General features: G+C 73.6%; 17 protein-coding genes. 8 read left to right on the top strand and 9 right to left on the bottom strand.

The genetic code is table 11. The features are described from left to right. Positions 1-56 precede the first annotated feature (56 nt). Complete coding sequence (locus F1C15_RS11210) at positions 57-881, top strand: endo alpha-1,4 polygalactosaminidase (RefSeq protein ID WP_185231210.1); 825 nt, start codon at positions 57-59, stop codon at positions 879-881. Positions 882-896: 15 nt separating this feature from the next. Here the strand turns inward: F1C15_RS11210 and F1C15_RS11205 are convergent, their stop codons facing one another. The 3 genes from F1C15_RS11205 to F1C15_RS11195 are packed head-to-tail and all read right to left on the bottom strand — an operon-like array spanning position 897 to position 4,482. Next, positions 897-1,739, bottom strand: coding sequence for a transglutaminase family protein (locus F1C15_RS11205; protein ID WP_056052028.1), 843 nt, complete (start codon positions 1,737-1,739; stop codon positions 897-899). Further along, positions 1,736-2,665 (bottom strand): alpha-E domain-containing protein, encoded by a 930-nt coding sequence (locus F1C15_RS11200; protein ID WP_167257887.1) that lies wholly within the window; start codon positions 2,663-2,665, stop codon positions 1,736-1,738. The genes F1C15_RS11205 and F1C15_RS11200 overlap by 4 nt, the downstream gene beginning before the upstream one ends. Beyond that, positions 2,659-4,482, bottom strand: a complete 1,824-nt coding sequence (locus F1C15_RS11195; protein ID WP_370543589.1) for a circularly permuted type 2 ATP-grasp protein — start codon at positions 4,480-4,482, stop codon at positions 2,659-2,661. Before F1C15_RS11195 ends, F1C15_RS11200 begins: the two co-directional genes overlap by 7 nt. A 212-nt stretch (positions 4,483-4,694) precedes the next feature. On the opposite strand from F1C15_RS11195, the gene F1C15_RS16205 reads away from it, so the two are divergent. Together F1C15_RS16205 and F1C15_RS11190 are read left to right on the top strand one after the other, a co-directional pair. Continuing rightward, positions 4,695-4,826: a hypothetical protein gene (locus F1C15_RS16205; protein ID WP_255354126.1), complete on the top strand. Its 132-nt coding sequence runs from the start codon at positions 4,695-4,697 to the stop codon at positions 4,824-4,826. A gap of 157 nt (positions 4,827-4,983) precedes the next feature. Further along, positions 4,984-5,196, top strand: a complete 213-nt coding sequence (locus tag F1C15_RS11190; protein ID WP_056052024.1) for a hypothetical protein — start codon at positions 4,984-4,986, stop codon at positions 5,194-5,196. Between the two features lie 102 nt (positions 5,197-5,298). On the opposite strand, the gene F1C15_RS11185 is transcribed toward F1C15_RS11190, so the two are convergent. After that, positions 5,299-6,255, bottom strand: a complete 957-nt coding sequence (locus tag F1C15_RS11185; RefSeq protein ID WP_185231208.1) for an SDR family NAD(P)-dependent oxidoreductase — start codon at positions 6,253-6,255, stop codon at positions 5,299-5,301. Positions 6,256-6,340: 85 nt separating this feature from the next. After that, positions 6,341-6,916, bottom strand: a complete 576-nt coding sequence (locus F1C15_RS11180; protein WP_185231198.1) for a hypothetical protein — start codon at positions 6,914-6,916, stop codon at positions 6,341-6,343. A 61-nt stretch (positions 6,917-6,977) separates the two neighbouring features. Here F1C15_RS11180 and F1C15_RS11175 point away from each other — a divergent pair, with 61 nt between their 5' ends. From F1C15_RS11175 to F1C15_RS11155, 5 genes are all read left to right on the top strand, one after another. Continuing rightward, positions 6,978-7,211, top strand: a complete 234-nt coding sequence (locus tag F1C15_RS11175) for a hypothetical protein (RefSeq protein ID WP_185231196.1) — start codon at positions 6,978-6,980, stop codon at positions 7,209-7,211. A 966-nt stretch (positions 7,212-8,177) separates the two neighbouring features. After that, positions 8,178-8,726, top strand: a complete 549-nt coding sequence (locus tag F1C15_RS11170) for a hypothetical protein (protein WP_185231194.1) — start codon at positions 8,178-8,180, stop codon at positions 8,724-8,726. Next, positions 8,716-9,732 carry an ABC transporter ATP-binding protein gene (locus F1C15_RS11165; RefSeq protein ID WP_185231192.1) on the top strand — a complete coding sequence of 339 codons (1,017 nt, stop codon included), beginning with the start codon at positions 8,716-8,718 and terminating at the stop codon, positions 9,730-9,732. Before F1C15_RS11170 ends, F1C15_RS11165 begins: the two co-directional genes overlap by 11 nt. Next, positions 9,729-10,472 carry an ABC transporter permease gene (locus tag F1C15_RS11160; RefSeq protein WP_185231190.1) on the top strand — a complete coding sequence of 248 codons (744 nt, stop codon included), beginning with the start codon at positions 9,729-9,731 and terminating at the stop codon, positions 10,470-10,472. Before F1C15_RS11165 ends, F1C15_RS11160 begins: the two co-directional genes overlap by 4 nt. Beyond that, the gene (locus F1C15_RS11155; RefSeq protein ID WP_185231188.1) at positions 10,469-11,266 is read left to right on the top strand and encodes an ABC transporter permease; all 798 of its coding nucleotides are present in this window, start codon (positions 10,469-10,471) and stop codon (positions 11,264-11,266) included. Before F1C15_RS11160 ends, F1C15_RS11155 begins: the two co-directional genes overlap by 4 nt. Before the next feature lie 36 nt (positions 11,267-11,302). Here the strand turns inward: F1C15_RS11155 and F1C15_RS11150 are convergent, their stop codons facing one another. The 4 genes from F1C15_RS11150 to F1C15_RS11135 form a co-directional block, all read right to left on the bottom strand. Beyond that, positions 11,303-11,854 (bottom strand): GNAT family N-acetyltransferase, encoded by a 552-nt coding sequence (locus tag F1C15_RS11150; RefSeq protein ID WP_185231186.1) that lies wholly within the window; start codon positions 11,852-11,854, stop codon positions 11,303-11,305. A gap of 9 nt (positions 11,855-11,863) precedes the next feature. Continuing rightward, on the bottom strand, positions 11,864-12,505 hold the full coding sequence (locus F1C15_RS11145) for a CDP-alcohol phosphatidyltransferase family protein (protein WP_056052014.1): 642 nt from the start codon (positions 12,503-12,505) through the stop codon (positions 11,864-11,866). 272 nt (positions 12,506-12,777) lie between these two features. Continuing rightward, entirely contained in the window at positions 12,778-13,920 is a 1,143-nt protein-coding gene (locus tag F1C15_RS11140; RefSeq protein WP_185231184.1) for a septum formation family protein, read from the bottom strand. Positions 13,921-14,077: 157 nt separating this feature from the next. Beyond that, positions 14,078-15,163 carry an alkene reductase gene (locus tag F1C15_RS11135; protein WP_185231182.1) on the bottom strand — a complete coding sequence of 362 codons (1,086 nt, stop codon included), beginning with the start codon at positions 15,161-15,163 and terminating at the stop codon, positions 14,078-14,080. Positions 15,164-15,193 lie beyond the last annotated feature (30 nt).

The following is a 15,193-nucleotide window of genomic DNA, read 5'->3' as shown; positions in this document are numbered from 1 at the left end:
TCCCGCCGCCGCTCGCCCGCCTCCCCGAGGCCGACCCGGGCGTCTAGGCTCCCGGGGTGCCCACCTCGCCGCGCCCCCGCCGTCACCGCGCGGTCCGCGCCGCGCTGCTGCTGCTCGCCTCCGCCGTCGTCGCCACGGCCGTCGCCGGGTGCGCGGCGAGCGCGCCGCAGGCGCCTCCTCCCGGAGCGACCTTCGACTACCAGCTCGGTGCCGCCTACGACCCCTCGGCCGGCACCGACGTCGTCGTGCGCGACAGCACGGCCGAGCCCGCCGCCGGCGCCTACGGGGTCTGCTACGTGAACGGGTTCCAGACTCAGCCGGGCGTGGACTGGCCGGACGAGCTCCTGGTGCACCGCGCCTCCGGCGAGCTGCTCGTCGACCCCGGGTGGCCCGACGAGCACCTGTTCGACCTCGCCCGCCCCGAGACGAGGGCCACGGTCGCGGCGCGCATGACGGCCACGATCGAGGGCTGCGCCGACGACGGCTACGACGCCGTCGAGTTCGACAACCTCGACTCGTACAGCCGCTCGGAGGGCGCCTTCGGCCTCGACGACGCCGTCGCCTACGCGACGCTGCTCGTCGACCGGGCGCACGCCGTCGGGCTCGCCGCCGCACAGAAGAACACGGCCGAGCTGGAGTCGCGGGGCCGGGACGAGGTCGGCTTCGACTTCGCGGTCGTCGAGGAGTGCGACGCCTACGACGAGTGCCCCGCGTTCACCGAGGTGTACGGCGACCGGGTGCTCGCGGTCGAGTACCCCGACGAGCTGCGCGACACGTTCGCCGGCACCTGCGGCCGGGCGACGACGCCGGCGAGCACCGTCCTCCGCGATCGCGACCTCGTGGGGCCCGACGACCCCGGCTACGTGTCCGAGCGGTGCTGACGGGCGCCCGTCCGCTCACGCCTCGCGCGTGATCTCCACCGTGACGAAGAGCGACGACGCCCCCGACCCCGCGTAGACGCCGCGCAGCGGCGGCACGTCGCGGTAGTCGCGGCCCTGGCCGACGACCACGTGCCGCTCGCCGATGTCGATGAGGTTCGTCGGGTCGTAGCCGTGCCAGGTGCCGCAGAAGTACTCGACCCAGGCGTGCGACTCGCCCACGATCGTCTCGCGCAGCTCGGCCGAGGGCTTCGGGTGCAGGTAGCCGCTGACGTAGCGGGCCGGGATGCCCGCCGAGCGGAGGGCCCCGATCGTCACGTGGGCGATGTCCTGGCAGACGCCGGCCCGGGCGGCCCAGCTCTCGGCGGCGGTGGTCTTCACGTTGGTGACGCCGGGCAGGTACGACACCGCGCCTCCCACGGCCCGGCAGATCGCGAGGGCCGCCTCGCAGGGCGCCGCCGAGCCCCGCGCCTCGGCCGCGAGCGCGACGAGGTCGTCGGGCGGCGTCGTCAGCGGCGTCTGCTCGAGGTGCTCGACGAACGGGGCGGTGGCGCCCGCGACGCGCGCGAGGTCGTCCCAGCCCATGCTCGTGTCGGGGTGCGCGACGGGCCTGACCTCGACGAGCGACGTCGCGGTCAGCGACAGCTGCCGGTGCGGCAGCAGCACCTCGAACGACGAGACGCGGGTGCCCCAGTAGTCGACGTACTCGTGCGAGGCCGCGACGGGCTCGATGCGCAGGTGCGACGAGAGCACGTACTGCCCCTCGGTGTGCGCCGGCAGCATGCGGGCCTCGTTGTAGCTGGCCACCGCCTCCCCGGCGTACGAGAACCCGGTCAGGTGCCGGATGCGCAGGCGGCTCACGCGCGGCCGCCGACCCAGGTCGGTGCCGCGCTGGTCGGGAAGTACCGCTGGCGGATCGCCTCGGAGGCCGCGCTCGTCGCCGCCTGCACGCTGTCCATGTGGCCGGGCAGGTCGTCGAGGATCTCGCCGATGGGCCGGTACTCGAGCTCGCTGCGCATCTGGCCGAGGATGCGCACCCCGCTGTCGGAGGCCGCCACCCGGTGGTTCGTCGGCTCGACCTCGCGGAGGCACATCTCGGCGCGGCTCACCGCGAACAGGACGCTGCGCGGGAAGAGGCGGTCGAGCAGCAGGAACTCCGCCGCGTTGCGGGCGCTCGGCACGCCCCGGTAGGTGCGCAGGTAGGCCTCGTAGGCGCCGCAGGAGCGGAGGATGGTCGTCCACGACGGGCCGGACGCCTCGGTGAGCGTGCGCGTCGCGAGCAGGCGGGCGGTCATGTCGGCCCGCTCGATCGACCGGCCGAGGGTGAAGAAGTGCCAGACCTCGTCGCGGCTCGTGGCGCTCTCGATGATGCCGACGGCGAGGGCGCTGCGCTCCCGCACCCAGCCGAAGAACTCGTGCACCTTGTCGCCGGCCACCTTGCGGGGCATGCGCGCCCTCGTGGTGTTCAGCGACTCCCACAGCTCGGTCGAGACGATCTCGCGGGCCCGTCGCGCGTTCTCGCGGGCGGCGCCGAGCGAGTAGGCGATCGAGGCGGGGTTGTGCCGGTCGACGGCGAGCATCGCGAGCACGTCGGCGCGGGTCAGCGACACGTCGGCGGGGGCCTCGCTGCCCATCACCGCGAGGAGGCTGCGGCAGGCGGCGTCCTCCTCGATCCACGGGTCCTCGAGCAGCAGCTGCAGGTGCACGTCGAGGATGCGCGCGGTGCCGTCGGAGCGTTCGATGTACCGACCGATCCAGAAGAGGCTCTCGGCGATGCGGCTCAGCATGATTCCCTCTCGGTGGTGGCGCGGTCGTCGTTCTGTCGTTGCGGTCGTCGCTGCTGCTGTTGCTGCTGGACGTGCTCCTGCTGCTGCTGGGCCTGCTGGTCGTTGCGGGGGTCGTCCTGCGGAGCGTGGTCGGGGCTGTGGTCGGCGACCGCCGGGGCGCCCGCCTCCGCGGCGGTCACGATCGGGATCGCGGCCGTGGGCGTCGTCTGCTCGGCGATGAGGGCGCTGACGTCGTGGCCGGCCCAGGCGTTGACGTCGCCGCCGACGATCCAGGTGTCCTTCGAGCCGCCGCCCTGGCTGCTGTTGACGACGAGCTGCCCCTCGGGCAGCGCGACCCGGGTGAGCCCGCCGGGCAGCACCCAGACGTCGTCGCCGTCGTGCACCGCGAAGGGCCGCAGGTCGGCGTGCCGGGGCCGCAGCCCCTCGTCGACGAGGGTCGGGATGGTGCTCAGCTGCACGACCGGCTGCGCGATCCAGCCGCGGGGGTCGCGCTGCAGACGGGTGCGCAGCTCGTCGAGCTCGCGGCGGCTCGCGGCCGGGCCGACGACGAGGCCCTTGCCGCCCGAGCCGTCGACCGGCTTCACGACGAGCTCGTCGAGGCGGTCGAGCACCTCCTCGAGGGCGCCCGGGTCCTCCAGCCGCCACGTGTCGACGTTCGGCAGCAGCGCCTCCTCGCCCAGGTAGTAGCGGATCAGCTCGGGCAGGTACGTGTAGACGAGCTTGTCGTCGGCGACGCCGTTGCCCACGGCGTTCGCGATGGTCACGGTGCCGAGGCGCGCCGCCATCAGCAGGCCCGGTGAGCCGAGCACCGAGTCGGCGCGGAACTGCAGCGGGTCGAGGAACTCGTCGTCGACCCGGCGGTAGATGACGTCGACCCGCTCGGGGCCGCCGGTGGTGCGCATGAACACGCGGCCGCCGGAGCAGTAGAGGTCGCGGCCCTCGACGAGCTCGACGCCCATCAGCCGGGCCAGCAGCGTGTGCTCGTAGTAGGCGCTGTTGAAGACGCCGGGGGTCAGCACGACCACCGTCGGCTCGTCGACGCCCGACGGTGCGCTCTTCTTCAGGGCCGCGAGGAGGCGGTTGGGGTAGTCGCCCACCGGTCGCACCCGCATCGAGACGAAGAGCTCGGGCAGGGTCTGTGCCATCACCCGCCGGTTCGAGATCACGTAGCTGACGCCGGACGGCACCCGCACGTTGTCCTCGAGGACGCGCCACGCGCCGGCCTCGTCGCGCACCAGGTCGATGCCGCTGACCTGGATGCGCGCGCCGCCCGACGGCTCGATGCCCGCGGCCTGCCGGTGGAAGTGCGACGACGAGGTGATCAGCCGCGCCGGGATGACCCCGTCGGCCACGGCCCGCTGCGCGCCGTACACGTCGGAGAGGAAGGCCTCGAGCGCCCGCACCCGCTGCGCGACGCCCTTCTCGACCGAGGCCCACTCGGGCTGCTCGATCACGCGCGGCACGGCGTCGAGGGGGAAGGGGCGCTCCTCGCCGGCGAAGTCGAAGGTGACGCCCTGGGCGAGGTACGAGTCGGCCAGCGCGGCGGTGCGGTGCCGCAGGTCGTCCTGCGTCATGCCCTCGAGCGTCGCGTGGATCTCGTGGTACGCCCGGCGCGGGGTGCCGTCGCGCTCGAACATCTCGTCCCACGCGCGGGCGGGCGGCATGCGGTCGGCGGCCTGCCGGGCCGCGGCCTGGCGGGCCGCGGCCTGGCGGGCGCCCGAACCGACCCCGAGGGCCCCGGCGGCGGCCCGCAGGCCCCCGCCGCGACGGCCGCCCGGGTCGGCCGTGGCCGCGTATCCGTCGAAGAGGTCTCCCATGGCTCGACGGTATCCACGGGGTGTTGCGGGGGTGTTTCCGCGGCGTTGCACGCGGGGACGAGCTCGCTGTGGGGGTGCCGAGCGAGCGGGCGGCGGCCCGGACGCCGTCGCACCGGCCTCCGCCGCGCCGTCCCCCGCGCGGGGCTCCCCCGGTCTGGGCGCACCCGCTCTGGGGCTGCAGCGCCCGGGGCCGCGCGACGTAGCGTCGCGGCGTGGACCAGATGACGATGACCGAGGCGCTCGCCTCCGCCTCCCAGCCCGACGAGCAGCGCCTCCTCCCGATCGGCGGCACGGCGTGGCCGCGGCACGACGCGATCGACCACTTCCTGCACCCGACGGGCTGACCGGAGCCTCCCCGCCGACGTGGGGGCGACTCCTCTCGGCCCCGACGCCGTCGCCGCTGGCCGCACCCGGCGATCTCATGCTCCCGGGCGAGCCGATGCGCAGCCTCAGGGACTAGCGTCGGGACGAATCGCACATCGTTCCACTCGGGAGGACCCCATGAGTTTCCGTTTCCTGTTCATCGCCGTCATCGCCTTCGTCGCGTACACCTTCGGAGCCAAGGCCGGCCACGGCCGCTACAAGGAGATCGCGAGCTACTTCGGCTCGTTCTGGAACGACCCGCAGGTCAAGAAGGCCCGCAAGAGCGCCGGCAAGAACGTCGCCAAGGCCCGCAAGGTCGCCGCCAAGAAGGCGAAGAAGCGCTGGAGCTGAGCTCCGCAGACGTCCGCTGAGGCCGCCCCTACGGGCGGCTCAGCGCGAGGACGCCCCGTCACGACCTGGTCGTGACGGGGCGTCCTGCCGTTCGGGGCGGGCTCAGTCGAGCAGGCCGGCGCTGTACTGCCAGAGCACGTCGGCGGCCTCGGGGTCGAGCGCGTACGCCTTGACGCCGACGCGCGGGCGGTCCTCGGAGAAGGGCAGCGCCTCCTCGACGTCCTCGAAGTAGCGGCCCCCGACGCCCTCGACGAGCGGCGAGGCGGCGACCAGCACCGAGGTGGCGGCGCCCTGCTCCGGCGTCTTGAACGCCGGGTTCGGGGTGCCGTCCGCGTCGCGCCAGCCGCGGTCGAGGATCTCCTGCTCGGGCATGTGCCGCTGCAGGGCCGTCATGATGCCGCCCGGGTGCACGGCGTTGGCGAGCACGCCCTCGTCGGCCCAGCGCTGGGTGACGCCGACCGCGAAGAGCGAGTTGGCCGTCTTCGACTGGCCGTAGGCCGACCACGGGTCGTAGGGGCGGCGCTCGAACATCACGTCGTCGAAGACGACGGGCGAGTAGTGGTGGCCGGTCGAGCTGAGCGAGACGATGCGCGACGGGGCACCAGCGTCGTCCGCGCCGGCCACGAGGGCCGACTTGAGGGCGAGCGACAGGGCCATGTGGCCGAGGTGGTTGTTCGAGAACTGGAGCTCCCAGCCCTCGGGCGTGCGGGTCTCCGGCGTGGCCATGACGCCGGCGTTGTTCACGAGGGCGTGCAGCGGGCCCTGCCAGGCGTCGGCGAAGGCGGTGAGGGAGTCGCGGCGCTGCAGGTCGAGGACGGCGTGCCGCACCGTCTCGCTGCCGGTGCTGCGGCGGATGTCGGCCACCGCCTCCTCGCCCTGCTCCGGGCGTCGGACGGCGAGGGTCACCTCGGCGCCGGCCCCGGCGAGGGCGCGCGCCGTCTCGAGGCCGAGGCCCGAGGCGCCGCCCGTGACGACGATGCGGCGGCCGGTGAGGTCGACGCCGTCGACCACCTCGGCGGCGGTCGTGGCGGCGGAGAACGGGGTGGTGAGACGTGTCATGCGGTGAACGGTAGCCCCGGGGTCTGTGGCTGGGGTCCGTGCGTGCCCGCGGCCTCGGTGCGAGGGTGCCAGCAGCGCCCGGGGGTCAGGCGGAGCGGCCGGCCCAGGCGTCGACCCGCTCGAGGACGCCGCGCTGGAGGTCGAGCGAGGCACGCCAGTCGCCCGGGCGCCGGAGTCCGTGGTCGGCGCCGGGCACGGTGACGAGCTCGAGGCCGGAGGCGCCCAGGCCCTCCGGCCGCCACCACGCGTCGACGTCGCCCCCGACGGCCAGGTGCTCGGGGCCGGCGGCGTCGAGCGCGGCCCGCACGGCCGGCTCGGTCGTCAGCGGGGTGAGCCACGCGCCCGGCAGCCCTTCCCGGAGCGCCCACGGCAGGCACCAGGTGCCGAGCGACTTGGCGACGACGTGGGCGGGCCCGGTGGCGCCGGAGGCGCGGGCTGCGTCGAGCGCGGAGCGCGCCTCGGCCGTGACGAACGCCTCCGGGTCGCCCTCGGCGGCGTCGTCGATCGTCCACGAGACGACCTGCACGTGCCAGCCCCGCTCGGCGAGCAGCGCGACGGACCAGGCGAGCACCGGCGCCTGCGCGGTGTAGCCGGCGCCGGGCAGCACGAGGGCGACCGGCGACGCGGCGTCGAGGCCGGTGGAGGCGGTGGTCGAGGTCACGGGGCGAGCCTAGGAGGCGGGGGCGCTGGGCACGATCTGCGCGATCGGCGAGGATGGGCTGATGGTGGGGACGGAGGGGCGGGGCGGTCGCGCCCGACGGCGTCTCCCGATCGTCACGCTCGTGTGCCTCGGCGCGACCCTCGGCGCGCTCGTCGCCCTGGGGTTCCTCGCCCAGTCGGTCCCGGCCGGGCTGCTCATCGCGGCACCGCTGGCGCTGGGCCTGCTGGGCAGCGTGGCCGCGCTCCTCGACTGTTTTGGCGGGATCGAGCGTGAGCGCCCAGCCCTCGGGGGCTGATCAGGGCACGAGCGCCATCCACTCCGCCGCGCGACGGAGGCGATGAACGACGAGCTCGTGACAGGCTGCTCTCGTCGCAGGGGCCTCACGGCGACACCTCATGAACAACCCACGTACCGCACCGATCTCCGACATGTCGACGTACCGACGATTGTCGGTCGTCGCTGCCAGGAGGGGGGAGGTGAAGCCACGTGAGCATCGAGACGATCGTTGAGGAGCTGGAACAGACCAGCACCGTGTTCAGCAGCAGCCAGCTGCCCTGGGCCCACTGAAAGTCCGGCGGGTGCAGGCCCTGCCTGCACCCGCCTCCCCCGTGAGGACGACATGAACCACATCTGCAAGAACGACCCCCTCCGTGACTTGGCCGTGAGAATCGTCGAAGAGTCCGTGCGAGCTCATCCCGCCCTTCGCGCTCGAGCAGAGATCGCGTCGATCGGGCTCGCCCCCGTCACTAGGCCCCACTGCGCCCCGAACTACGCGAGCGACCTCGGACTCCGACGTTCATCTGATCCATCGAGTTTTTTCTCGTCGGCCTGTCGTCGCCTTAATATCGATGCGTCTCGCGTCGAGAGACAGGTCCAGATCGATCTGTTGGTTGGTCCTTGGTCTCGAGGTGACGTCGACGAGGCTGACTTGGCCGGCGTTCTCGACCGCATGATCTCGTTCGCCGGTCGATGGGACGCGGCTGCCGAACTCGGTCGGGCCCTCGTCGACTCAACGCGCAGACCTCGCAGTCATCGTCTACTGACCTACGTCGCCACAGCCCTGTCTGCGGCAGGAGACCCTCGGGCGGGAAGGTGCTCCGAGGAGGCCAGCACCGCAGTCGACGGGGGCGCAGTCGGACATTCCATGTCTCGGGTGAGGCGTGCGGCCTGGTCGCTGAAGCGGCGAGGCCGTCCAGAACTCGCCCTGGCTGAGCTCCACTCCCTGCGTGCCTCAGCATCCGTACTGGCCCGCGACCGGCAGATGTCTGCGGGCGACGCCGCCGCCGTGCAGGGAGTCGCTCTGAACCTCGAAGCCCTTGCCCTGTCGAGGGCTGGCGACGACCAGGGCGCCGACCGATGTCTCGACCTCGCTCACGCTCATCTCTCAGAGGGCCGGCTCGTGATGATGGGGGACGATGAGCGCCGACGCTACCTGGTCCAGGTCGAGGTCAACCAGGCTCAACTGCTCGCCCTGCGCGGGTGTCTGGCCCAAGCCAGCGTAAGCATGACCAACACACTCCGCTGGACGCGACGACACCACGAGCCATCCCTCTCTGAGGTCCTGAGTCTCACGGGCTACTTGCTGTACCGGTCCGATCGCCCCGCGGACGCGGTGACGCATCTGCAGGAAGCGGAACAGCTGACTGCAGCTCAAGGCACCCCCAGTCGCCTCCTCATCACTAGAAAGATGCTCGCCGCGAGTCTCGCCAAGACCGGTGCCGATACGGCCGCCGCCGCAGTCTTGGCGAGAGCGACCTCCGACCCGGCCGGCTTCCTCGGCACGTCAGAGGACAAGCCCTGTGCCTGCTGACGACCTCGCCCTGTACGTGCGCGACGTGCGCCGCACGTTCCGGAGCGGTCCCCGGCTGATCACGGCCGTTGACGGCCTCTCGATCGACGTGGCCCGAGGCGAGGTTGTCGGCGTGTTGGGCCCCAACGGCGCCGGCAAGACGACGACCGTCAAGATGGCGGCGACGCTGCTGAGCCCGACTGCGGGCGACATACGGGTCTGCGGCGTGGACGCCGTCGCCCGTCCACGCCGAGCTCGCGAGCACCTCGGGCTGGTGCTCGGGGGCGATCGCGGGTTCTACCTGAGGGCGACCGCGCTCGAGAACCTCGACTTCTTCGGCGAGCTGCAGGGGGTCTCCTCCCGCGGCTCGAGACGGTCCGCCGCGATGCTCGACAGGGTCGGCCTCGCGGGCCGGGGTCGGGACCGGGTCGAGACGTTCTCCCGGGGCATGCGACAGCGCCTCCACATCGCACGGGCACTGCTCGCGAACCCTTCTCTTGTCCTCCTCGACGAGCCCTCGATCGGCCTCGACCCCGAGGGCGCTCACGACCTGCGGCAGCTCGTCCTCGAGCTTGCCGACGATCACCGCGGCATGCTCCTCACCACCCACTACCTCCACGAGGCCGAGATGCTCTGCGACCGCCTCGTCGTCATCGCCGACGGGCAGGTCCTCGCGCAGGGCACAGCGCACGAGATCCGGCGTGGAGCCGGGGTAGGCCCCGTGACCAGCGTCACGGCGACCGGTCCGGGCGACCCGGCCCGGACGGTGACCCGCGGAGGCGCGGTGGTCGACGTCGCCTCCCGTCACCTCGGCGGCGTGTGGACCCTCGACGTCATCTGGTCGACGCGCGGTGCCGACGACGAGCTGCTCGACCGGACCTTGTCCGACCACCACGTCCTGTCACGGGTAGAGCGGCCCGCCACGCTCGAGGAGACGTACCTGGCCTTCCTCCGCACCGCTCGCCCCGCCGGGCCTCCCCCGACACCGGCCTCTCGTCCCTCGGCCGCCCGGCCGACAACGCCATGACGTCCTGGACACGACAGCTCCGGTTCCATCTCCGCCACCTGCTCCGCACCCCGTTCTTCGTCCAGCAGGCCGTCGCCGCCCCGCTCTCGTTCTTCTGCTTGCGGGCGCTGGCGACGGGCGGGACCGGCACCATGCCTCCTGCTGACCTCTGGACGACGTCGGCGCTGGCCGGGGTCTGGGCCACGACGACCACGGCCGTGGGGATGATCGGGTTCCAGCGCTACCAGGGCACCCTCGAGCACCTCGTGATGAGCACACGACGACTCTCGGTCGTCTTCTCGAGCCTCTGCTCGGCTGCCACGCTCGTCGGCCTGGTGGGTGTGCCGCTCGGCATCGTCGCCCAGACTGTCGTGACCGGTCGCGTCGCGGTGTCGGCGGCCTCCACGATCGGGCTGGCCGTGGGGGTGGCCGGGTGCGCCGCCTCCTCGCTCCTCCTCGCCGCACTGTTCGTGTCGACACGGTCGGCAACCGTCTACGAGCCGCTCGTCCTCACCCCGGTCTGGCTGCTGACCGGGCTCGTCGTGCCGCTGGCCGTCCTCCCGGAGTGGGCGACTCCCGTGGCGCTGGCCCACCCGCTCACGGGGGCAGTCCTGGCGACCGGTGCCGGCAGCACCGGCACGGCCCTCGGCTGGGCAGCCACGTCAGTCCTTGTGAGGACTGCATGGTCGGTACTCGGCCTGGGGCTGCTGGGGGCCGCCCTCCGTCGGAGCCGCCGCGACGCCTCCCTGGCGTTGTCGTGAGCATCGCGAGCGCCGTCGTCGCCGCAGCGCGCATCGGCTGGAGCACCCTCCCCGAGGCGCATGCCCTGCGCACTGCCGTGGTGCGGATCGTCGTCGTCCCGGTGTTGACGACCGCGTTCTACCTCGCGGTGTCGAGCGGAGGTGGCCTCCGCCCCGTGGGCCTTGGCGACGCGGTGGCGGCCGCAGTGGGGGCGGGCTCGATCGCCGCCAGCGTCTCGGTCGCAGAGGTGCTGGCCCGCGACCGGCACGAGGGCACGCTGGTGTTTCTCGTCATCGCCTCACGGGCTCGGGTGGTCACCGGTCTCGGACGCGTCGTCGTCGTGGCAGGCGTCGGCGCGCTGGCCGCGGTGGTCGGCCTCTCGCTGCCGCTTGTGGTGTTCGGACCACCGAGCGACCCCGCCGTGTGGTGGGGGCTCGCGCTCGTGGTCGTCACCGCTGCCCCGGCGTCGCTGGGCGTCGGCTGCGTCCTTGGGTCCGTGAGCCTGCGCCTCCGTGACTCACTCGCACCCGCCACCGTCGCGGAGTATGCGCTCCCGCTGCTCTGCGGCGTCGTCGTGTCGGTCGGCGCGATGCCGCCGGTCGTCGGCGCGGCCGCCTCGGCACTGCCCCTGACGCACGTTCTCGAAGCAGGACGCTCGGTGATCGACGACGGGCTCGCGTTCGAGGCGGCGGGTCGGGTAGCGGTCGCCCTCGCTCTCGGCCTGGCCTGGGCAGTCGTCGGCGCGGCCACTTGGCGACGGTCGGAGCGGAGGGCGCGCTCCACGGGCGGGCTCGACGCGACGGGCCCCGGTTGAGCGGACCCGGATTGACGCCCGGCCTCACCCGACGGCTCAGGCCCCGGCGGGTGCCACGCGCTTCTCGAACCAGTGGTCGGCGTAGCGCTCGTCGTTGAACGGCGGCACCTCGACCCAGCCCTCGGCGCGGTAGAGGCGGATCGCCTCGACCAGCGTCGCGTTCGTGTCGAGCCGCAGCAGCGTGGTGCCGCGCTCGCCGGCCCGGCGCTCGAGGTCGCGCAGGAGGCGGCGGCCGAGCCCCGCTCCCCGCACCGTCGCCGAGACCCACACCCGCTTCACCTCGGCGGAGCCGTCGTCGTGCAGCTTGAGGGCACCGCAGCCGACGGGCTCGCCGCTCCGCGTCGCCAGCACGAAGAGGCCCTTCGGCGGGCGCATCGACGCCGCCGTGGTCGGCACGGCCGCGGCGGGGTCGTAGCCGACGTCGAAGCGGGCGTCGATCTCGGCGAGGTACTGCCCGAGGCACCAGACGGCCCTCGGGTCGTCGGGGTCGACCTCGGCGAGCTCGATCGCGGCGGGGTCGAGCACTGCGGGGTCGAGCACTGCGGGGTCGAGCGCTGCGGCGTCCGTGCCGTTGTCGGGAATCGTCATCCGGCGACCTCAGCCGGCCCGGCGGTCCTCGCGGTGGCGGGCGACGAGGGCTCGCCCGTAGATCACCGCCGCGACGTAGTGCCCGATCAGCCCGAGCAACAGCACGAAGGCGCTCACGAGGATCATCACCTGGCCCGCGACGTCCAGGCCCTCGGAGCCCGCGACTCCTCGCCACTGGTCGACGGCCGCGTGGCCCACGAGCAGCATCAGCAGCCCGACGAAGATCAGGGCGGTGCGCACCTTGCCGACCCGCGTGACCGGGAAGGGCGCGCCGCCGAAGCGCACCAGCGCGTAGAGGCTGAGCAGCACGTCGGGCAGCAGGATCAGCACGACGACGGGCCAGTTGAGCAGGTCGCCCAGCGCGAGCGAGACCATCACGACGATCACCGTCAGCCGGTCGGCCACGGGGTCGAGCCACCGGCCGAGCTCCGACGTCGCGCCGGTGCGCCGCGCGACGAACCCGTCGAGGAAGTCGGTGAAGAACACCACGGCGATCACCAGCAGCGACGACCAGTAGTGCGCGCCGACGACGAGCACGACGAAGACGGGCAGCAGCAGGAGGCGCACGGCCGTGATCGCGTTGGGCACGGTCCGCCACTCGTCGGTGCGGAACAGACGGTCGACGAGCTGCACGACGTCCTCTCGGGTCACGCTCCCGGCGGGTCGCGGGGGCGCTCCGATCCTACGGGGCGCGCCGCGGCGGGTGGGCGGGCGAGCGCGGGAGGCGCGAGCCCGGTCCGCGAGGAGCGCGGCGGCCAGCAGGGCGTGCTCCAGGATCGCTCCTCCACTCCGGAGTGGAACAGCCACCCCCAGCGCCCCGCCCACCGCTCAGCGAAGGCGGCCGGTCGCCGTCCTCCCCGGCGGGCCGGCGCCGACCCGCCCGCGGGGACGGGGACCCGCCGCACCGCCCCACCAGCGGCGGCTCAGTACCCGTAGTCCTGGAGGGTGCCGGGCGACGTGTCGCCGTAGAGGTACGCGTAGCAGAGCACGCTCCGGTCGCCCTGACCCCAGCTCTGCTCGGTCGGCGTCAGGTACAGGTACTCGACCTCCGACTCCTCCCACGGCAGCCCGATGAAGCCCTCGAAGGCGCCGTAGCAGAGGTCGTCCGCCTCGGCCGCGGTCGACTCGTCGCCGGGGTACGCGTCGGCGTCGGTGAGCTCGTCCTGCAGGTAGACCTCGTTCTGGTGCTCCTCGTCGCACGAGCGGAGGTCGACCATCGAGACCTCCTCCGCCGTCGCGTCGGCGCCGCCGAACGAGAAGCAGTCGCCGACCGTGAGCTCCTCGATGCCGGTGTCGGGCACGGCGTCGGGGTCGATGCCCGGGTCCGACCCGGCCGCGACCTCGCTCGACAGGGTGTCGATGCCGCTGAGGACGGCGGCGGAGACGCCCCCGAGCACGAGCACCGACGCGGCGATGATGCCGCCGATGAGCAGGCCGCGGTTCCGCGGCTTCGCGGGGGCGGCGGGTGCCCAGGCGCCGTAGGCGGGCGCGGCGCCGTAGCCGCCGGGCGCGCCGTAGGGCGCCGCCCCGGGGGCGGCCTGCGGCACGTACGCGTTCGGCGCGGCCTGGCCCGCGCCCTGCCCGGCCCACGCCCCGGGCGGGGGCGTCAGCGGCTGCGCCGGCTGGGGGACGTACGGAGCGGGCGCCGGCGCCCCGAAGACGGCGGGGCTGGGGATCGCGGGAGGCGCGGCGGGGCGCTCCCGGGCGAACGGAGCGTCGGCCTCGGCCGGGCCCACCGCGTCGACCCAGCGCCAGACCGACGCGACGGCTGCGTCGGCGACGACCCGCGCCTCCGCGTCCAGGGGCACGGCGAGCGATTCACGCGACCGCTGGTCGGGCGGGGTGACGCCCGAGGCGTCGGCGTAGAGGCCGGCGACGAACCACTCCCGGCCGTCGTCCGCGAGGTCGAGCCAGAGACGGTGGCCGAGCCGCAGGCGGAGGGCGGCACCCGGCGCGCGGGTGCCCGGGTACTCGCTCGCGACGTCGGTGAGCTCGAGACCGGAGAACTCGTGGCGGAGGAGCGCCGCGACGCGCTGGTGCGTCGGCGGCAGGTCGGCATCGGCCACGGTGGTCCCCTTCGGCGGCGTCGTCGGGGTCGACCGCCTGAGGGATCGTAACGCGCCGCGGGCTCGCGGCGCGCCGCCCCCTTCGCGGGACGCCCGGCCCCGCGGCGACCAGGGGTCGCGGCGAGGCCGGGCGTCGGGCCGAGCGAGGAGGCGCGGGTCAGTTCGAGACCGTCTCCAGCGTCGGGTAGTCGGTGTAGCCGGTGGCGCCCTCGGCGTAGAACGTGGCCGGGTTCGGCTCGTTCAGCTCGGTGTCGCCCTGCCAGCGCGCGACGAGGTCGGGGTTCGCGATGACCATGCGGCCGACCGCGACGGCGTCGGCGTGGCCGCCGCTGACGAGCTCCTCGGCCTCGGCCTTGTCGGTGACGACGCCGAAGCCGCTGTTGAGCACGACGGGGCCGCCGAAGCGGGCCCGGAGGTGCTGCACGAGCTCGCCGCGGGGCTCCGCGTGCAGCACGCTCAGGTAGGCGAGGCCGAGCGGCGCGACGCCGTCGAGCAGGGCCTCGTAGGTCGCGGTCACGTCGGCGAGGTCGGTCTCGGCGACGTCCTGGATGTTGTGCATGGGCGAGATGCGCATGCCGACACGGCCGGCGCCGATCGCCGCGGCGACGGCCGTGGCCGTCTCGACGCCGATGCGGGCGCGGGCGGCGGGGCTTCCGCCGTACTCGTCGGTGCGCACGTTCGACACGGGCGAGAGGAACTCGTGCAGCAGGTAGCCGTTGGCGCTGTGCAGCTCGACGCCGTCGAGGCCGGCCTCGAGCACGGCGCGCTTCGACGCGGTGACGATGTCCTGCACGACCTGGCGGACCTCCTCGGTGGTCAGCTCGTGCGGCACCGGGTAGGCCGACTTGCCGCTCGGCGTGTGGATCTCGCCGTCGATCGCGATGGCGCTCGGGCCGACGATGCGCTCGGTGCCGGTGACCTCGGTGTGCGAGACGCGGCCCGCGTGCATCACCTGCATGACGATCGTGCCGCCGGCGGCGTGCACCTCGTCGGCGACGCGCTTCCAGCCGGCGACCTGCTCGTCGGTGACGATGCCGGGCTGGCCGGTGTAGCCCTTGCCCTCCACGGTCGGGTAGGTGCCCTCGGTCACGATCAGGCCCACGGTCGCGCGCTGGCGGTAGTGCTCGACGATCAGGTCGCCGGGCACGTCGCCGGCGTCGGCGCGCATGCGGGTCAGGGGCGCCATGGTGACGCGGTTCGCGAGGGCGAGGTCGCCGAACGAGGCGGAGGAGAAGAGGTCCACGGAGGGTCCTTTCGTCGGGGATGAGGACGG

It is taken from the genome of Frigoribacterium sp. NBH87 (assembly GCF_014217665.1).
GTDB lineage: Bacteria > Actinomycetota > Actinomycetes > Actinomycetales > Microbacteriaceae > Frigoribacterium > Frigoribacterium endophyticum.
This window is presented reverse-complemented; position numbering and strand designations above follow the sequence as displayed.

Excerpts from the sequence above, each read along its gene's own strand:
- F1C15_RS11200 (WP_167257887.1), bottom strand. The coding sequence starts at position 2,665 with ATGCTGAGCCGCATCGCCGAGAGCCTCTTCTGGATCGGTCGGTACATC.
- F1C15_RS11195 (WP_370543589.1), bottom strand. The coding sequence starts at position 4,482 with ATGGGAGACCTCTTCGACGGATACGCGGCCACGGCCGACCCGGGCGGC.
- F1C15_RS11190 (WP_056052024.1), top strand. The coding sequence starts at position 4,984 with ATGAGTTTCCGTTTCCTGTTCATCGCCGTCATCGCCTTCGTCGCGTAC.
- F1C15_RS11185 (WP_185231208.1), bottom strand. The coding sequence starts at position 6,255 with ATGACACGTCTCACCACCCCGTTCTCCGCCGCCACGACCGCCGCCGAG.
- F1C15_RS11175 (WP_185231196.1), top strand. The coding sequence starts at position 6,978 with ATGGTGGGGACGGAGGGGCGGGGCGGTCGCGCCCGACGGCGTCTCCCG.
- F1C15_RS11170 (WP_185231194.1), top strand. The coding sequence starts at position 8,178 with ATGTCTGCGGGCGACGCCGCCGCCGTGCAGGGAGTCGCTCTGAACCTC.
- F1C15_RS11160 (WP_185231190.1), top strand. The coding sequence starts at position 9,729 with ATGACGTCCTGGACACGACAGCTCCGGTTCCATCTCCGCCACCTGCTC.
- F1C15_RS11150 (WP_185231186.1), bottom strand. The coding sequence starts at position 11,854 with ATGACGATTCCCGACAACGGCACGGACGCCGCAGCGCTCGACCCCGCA.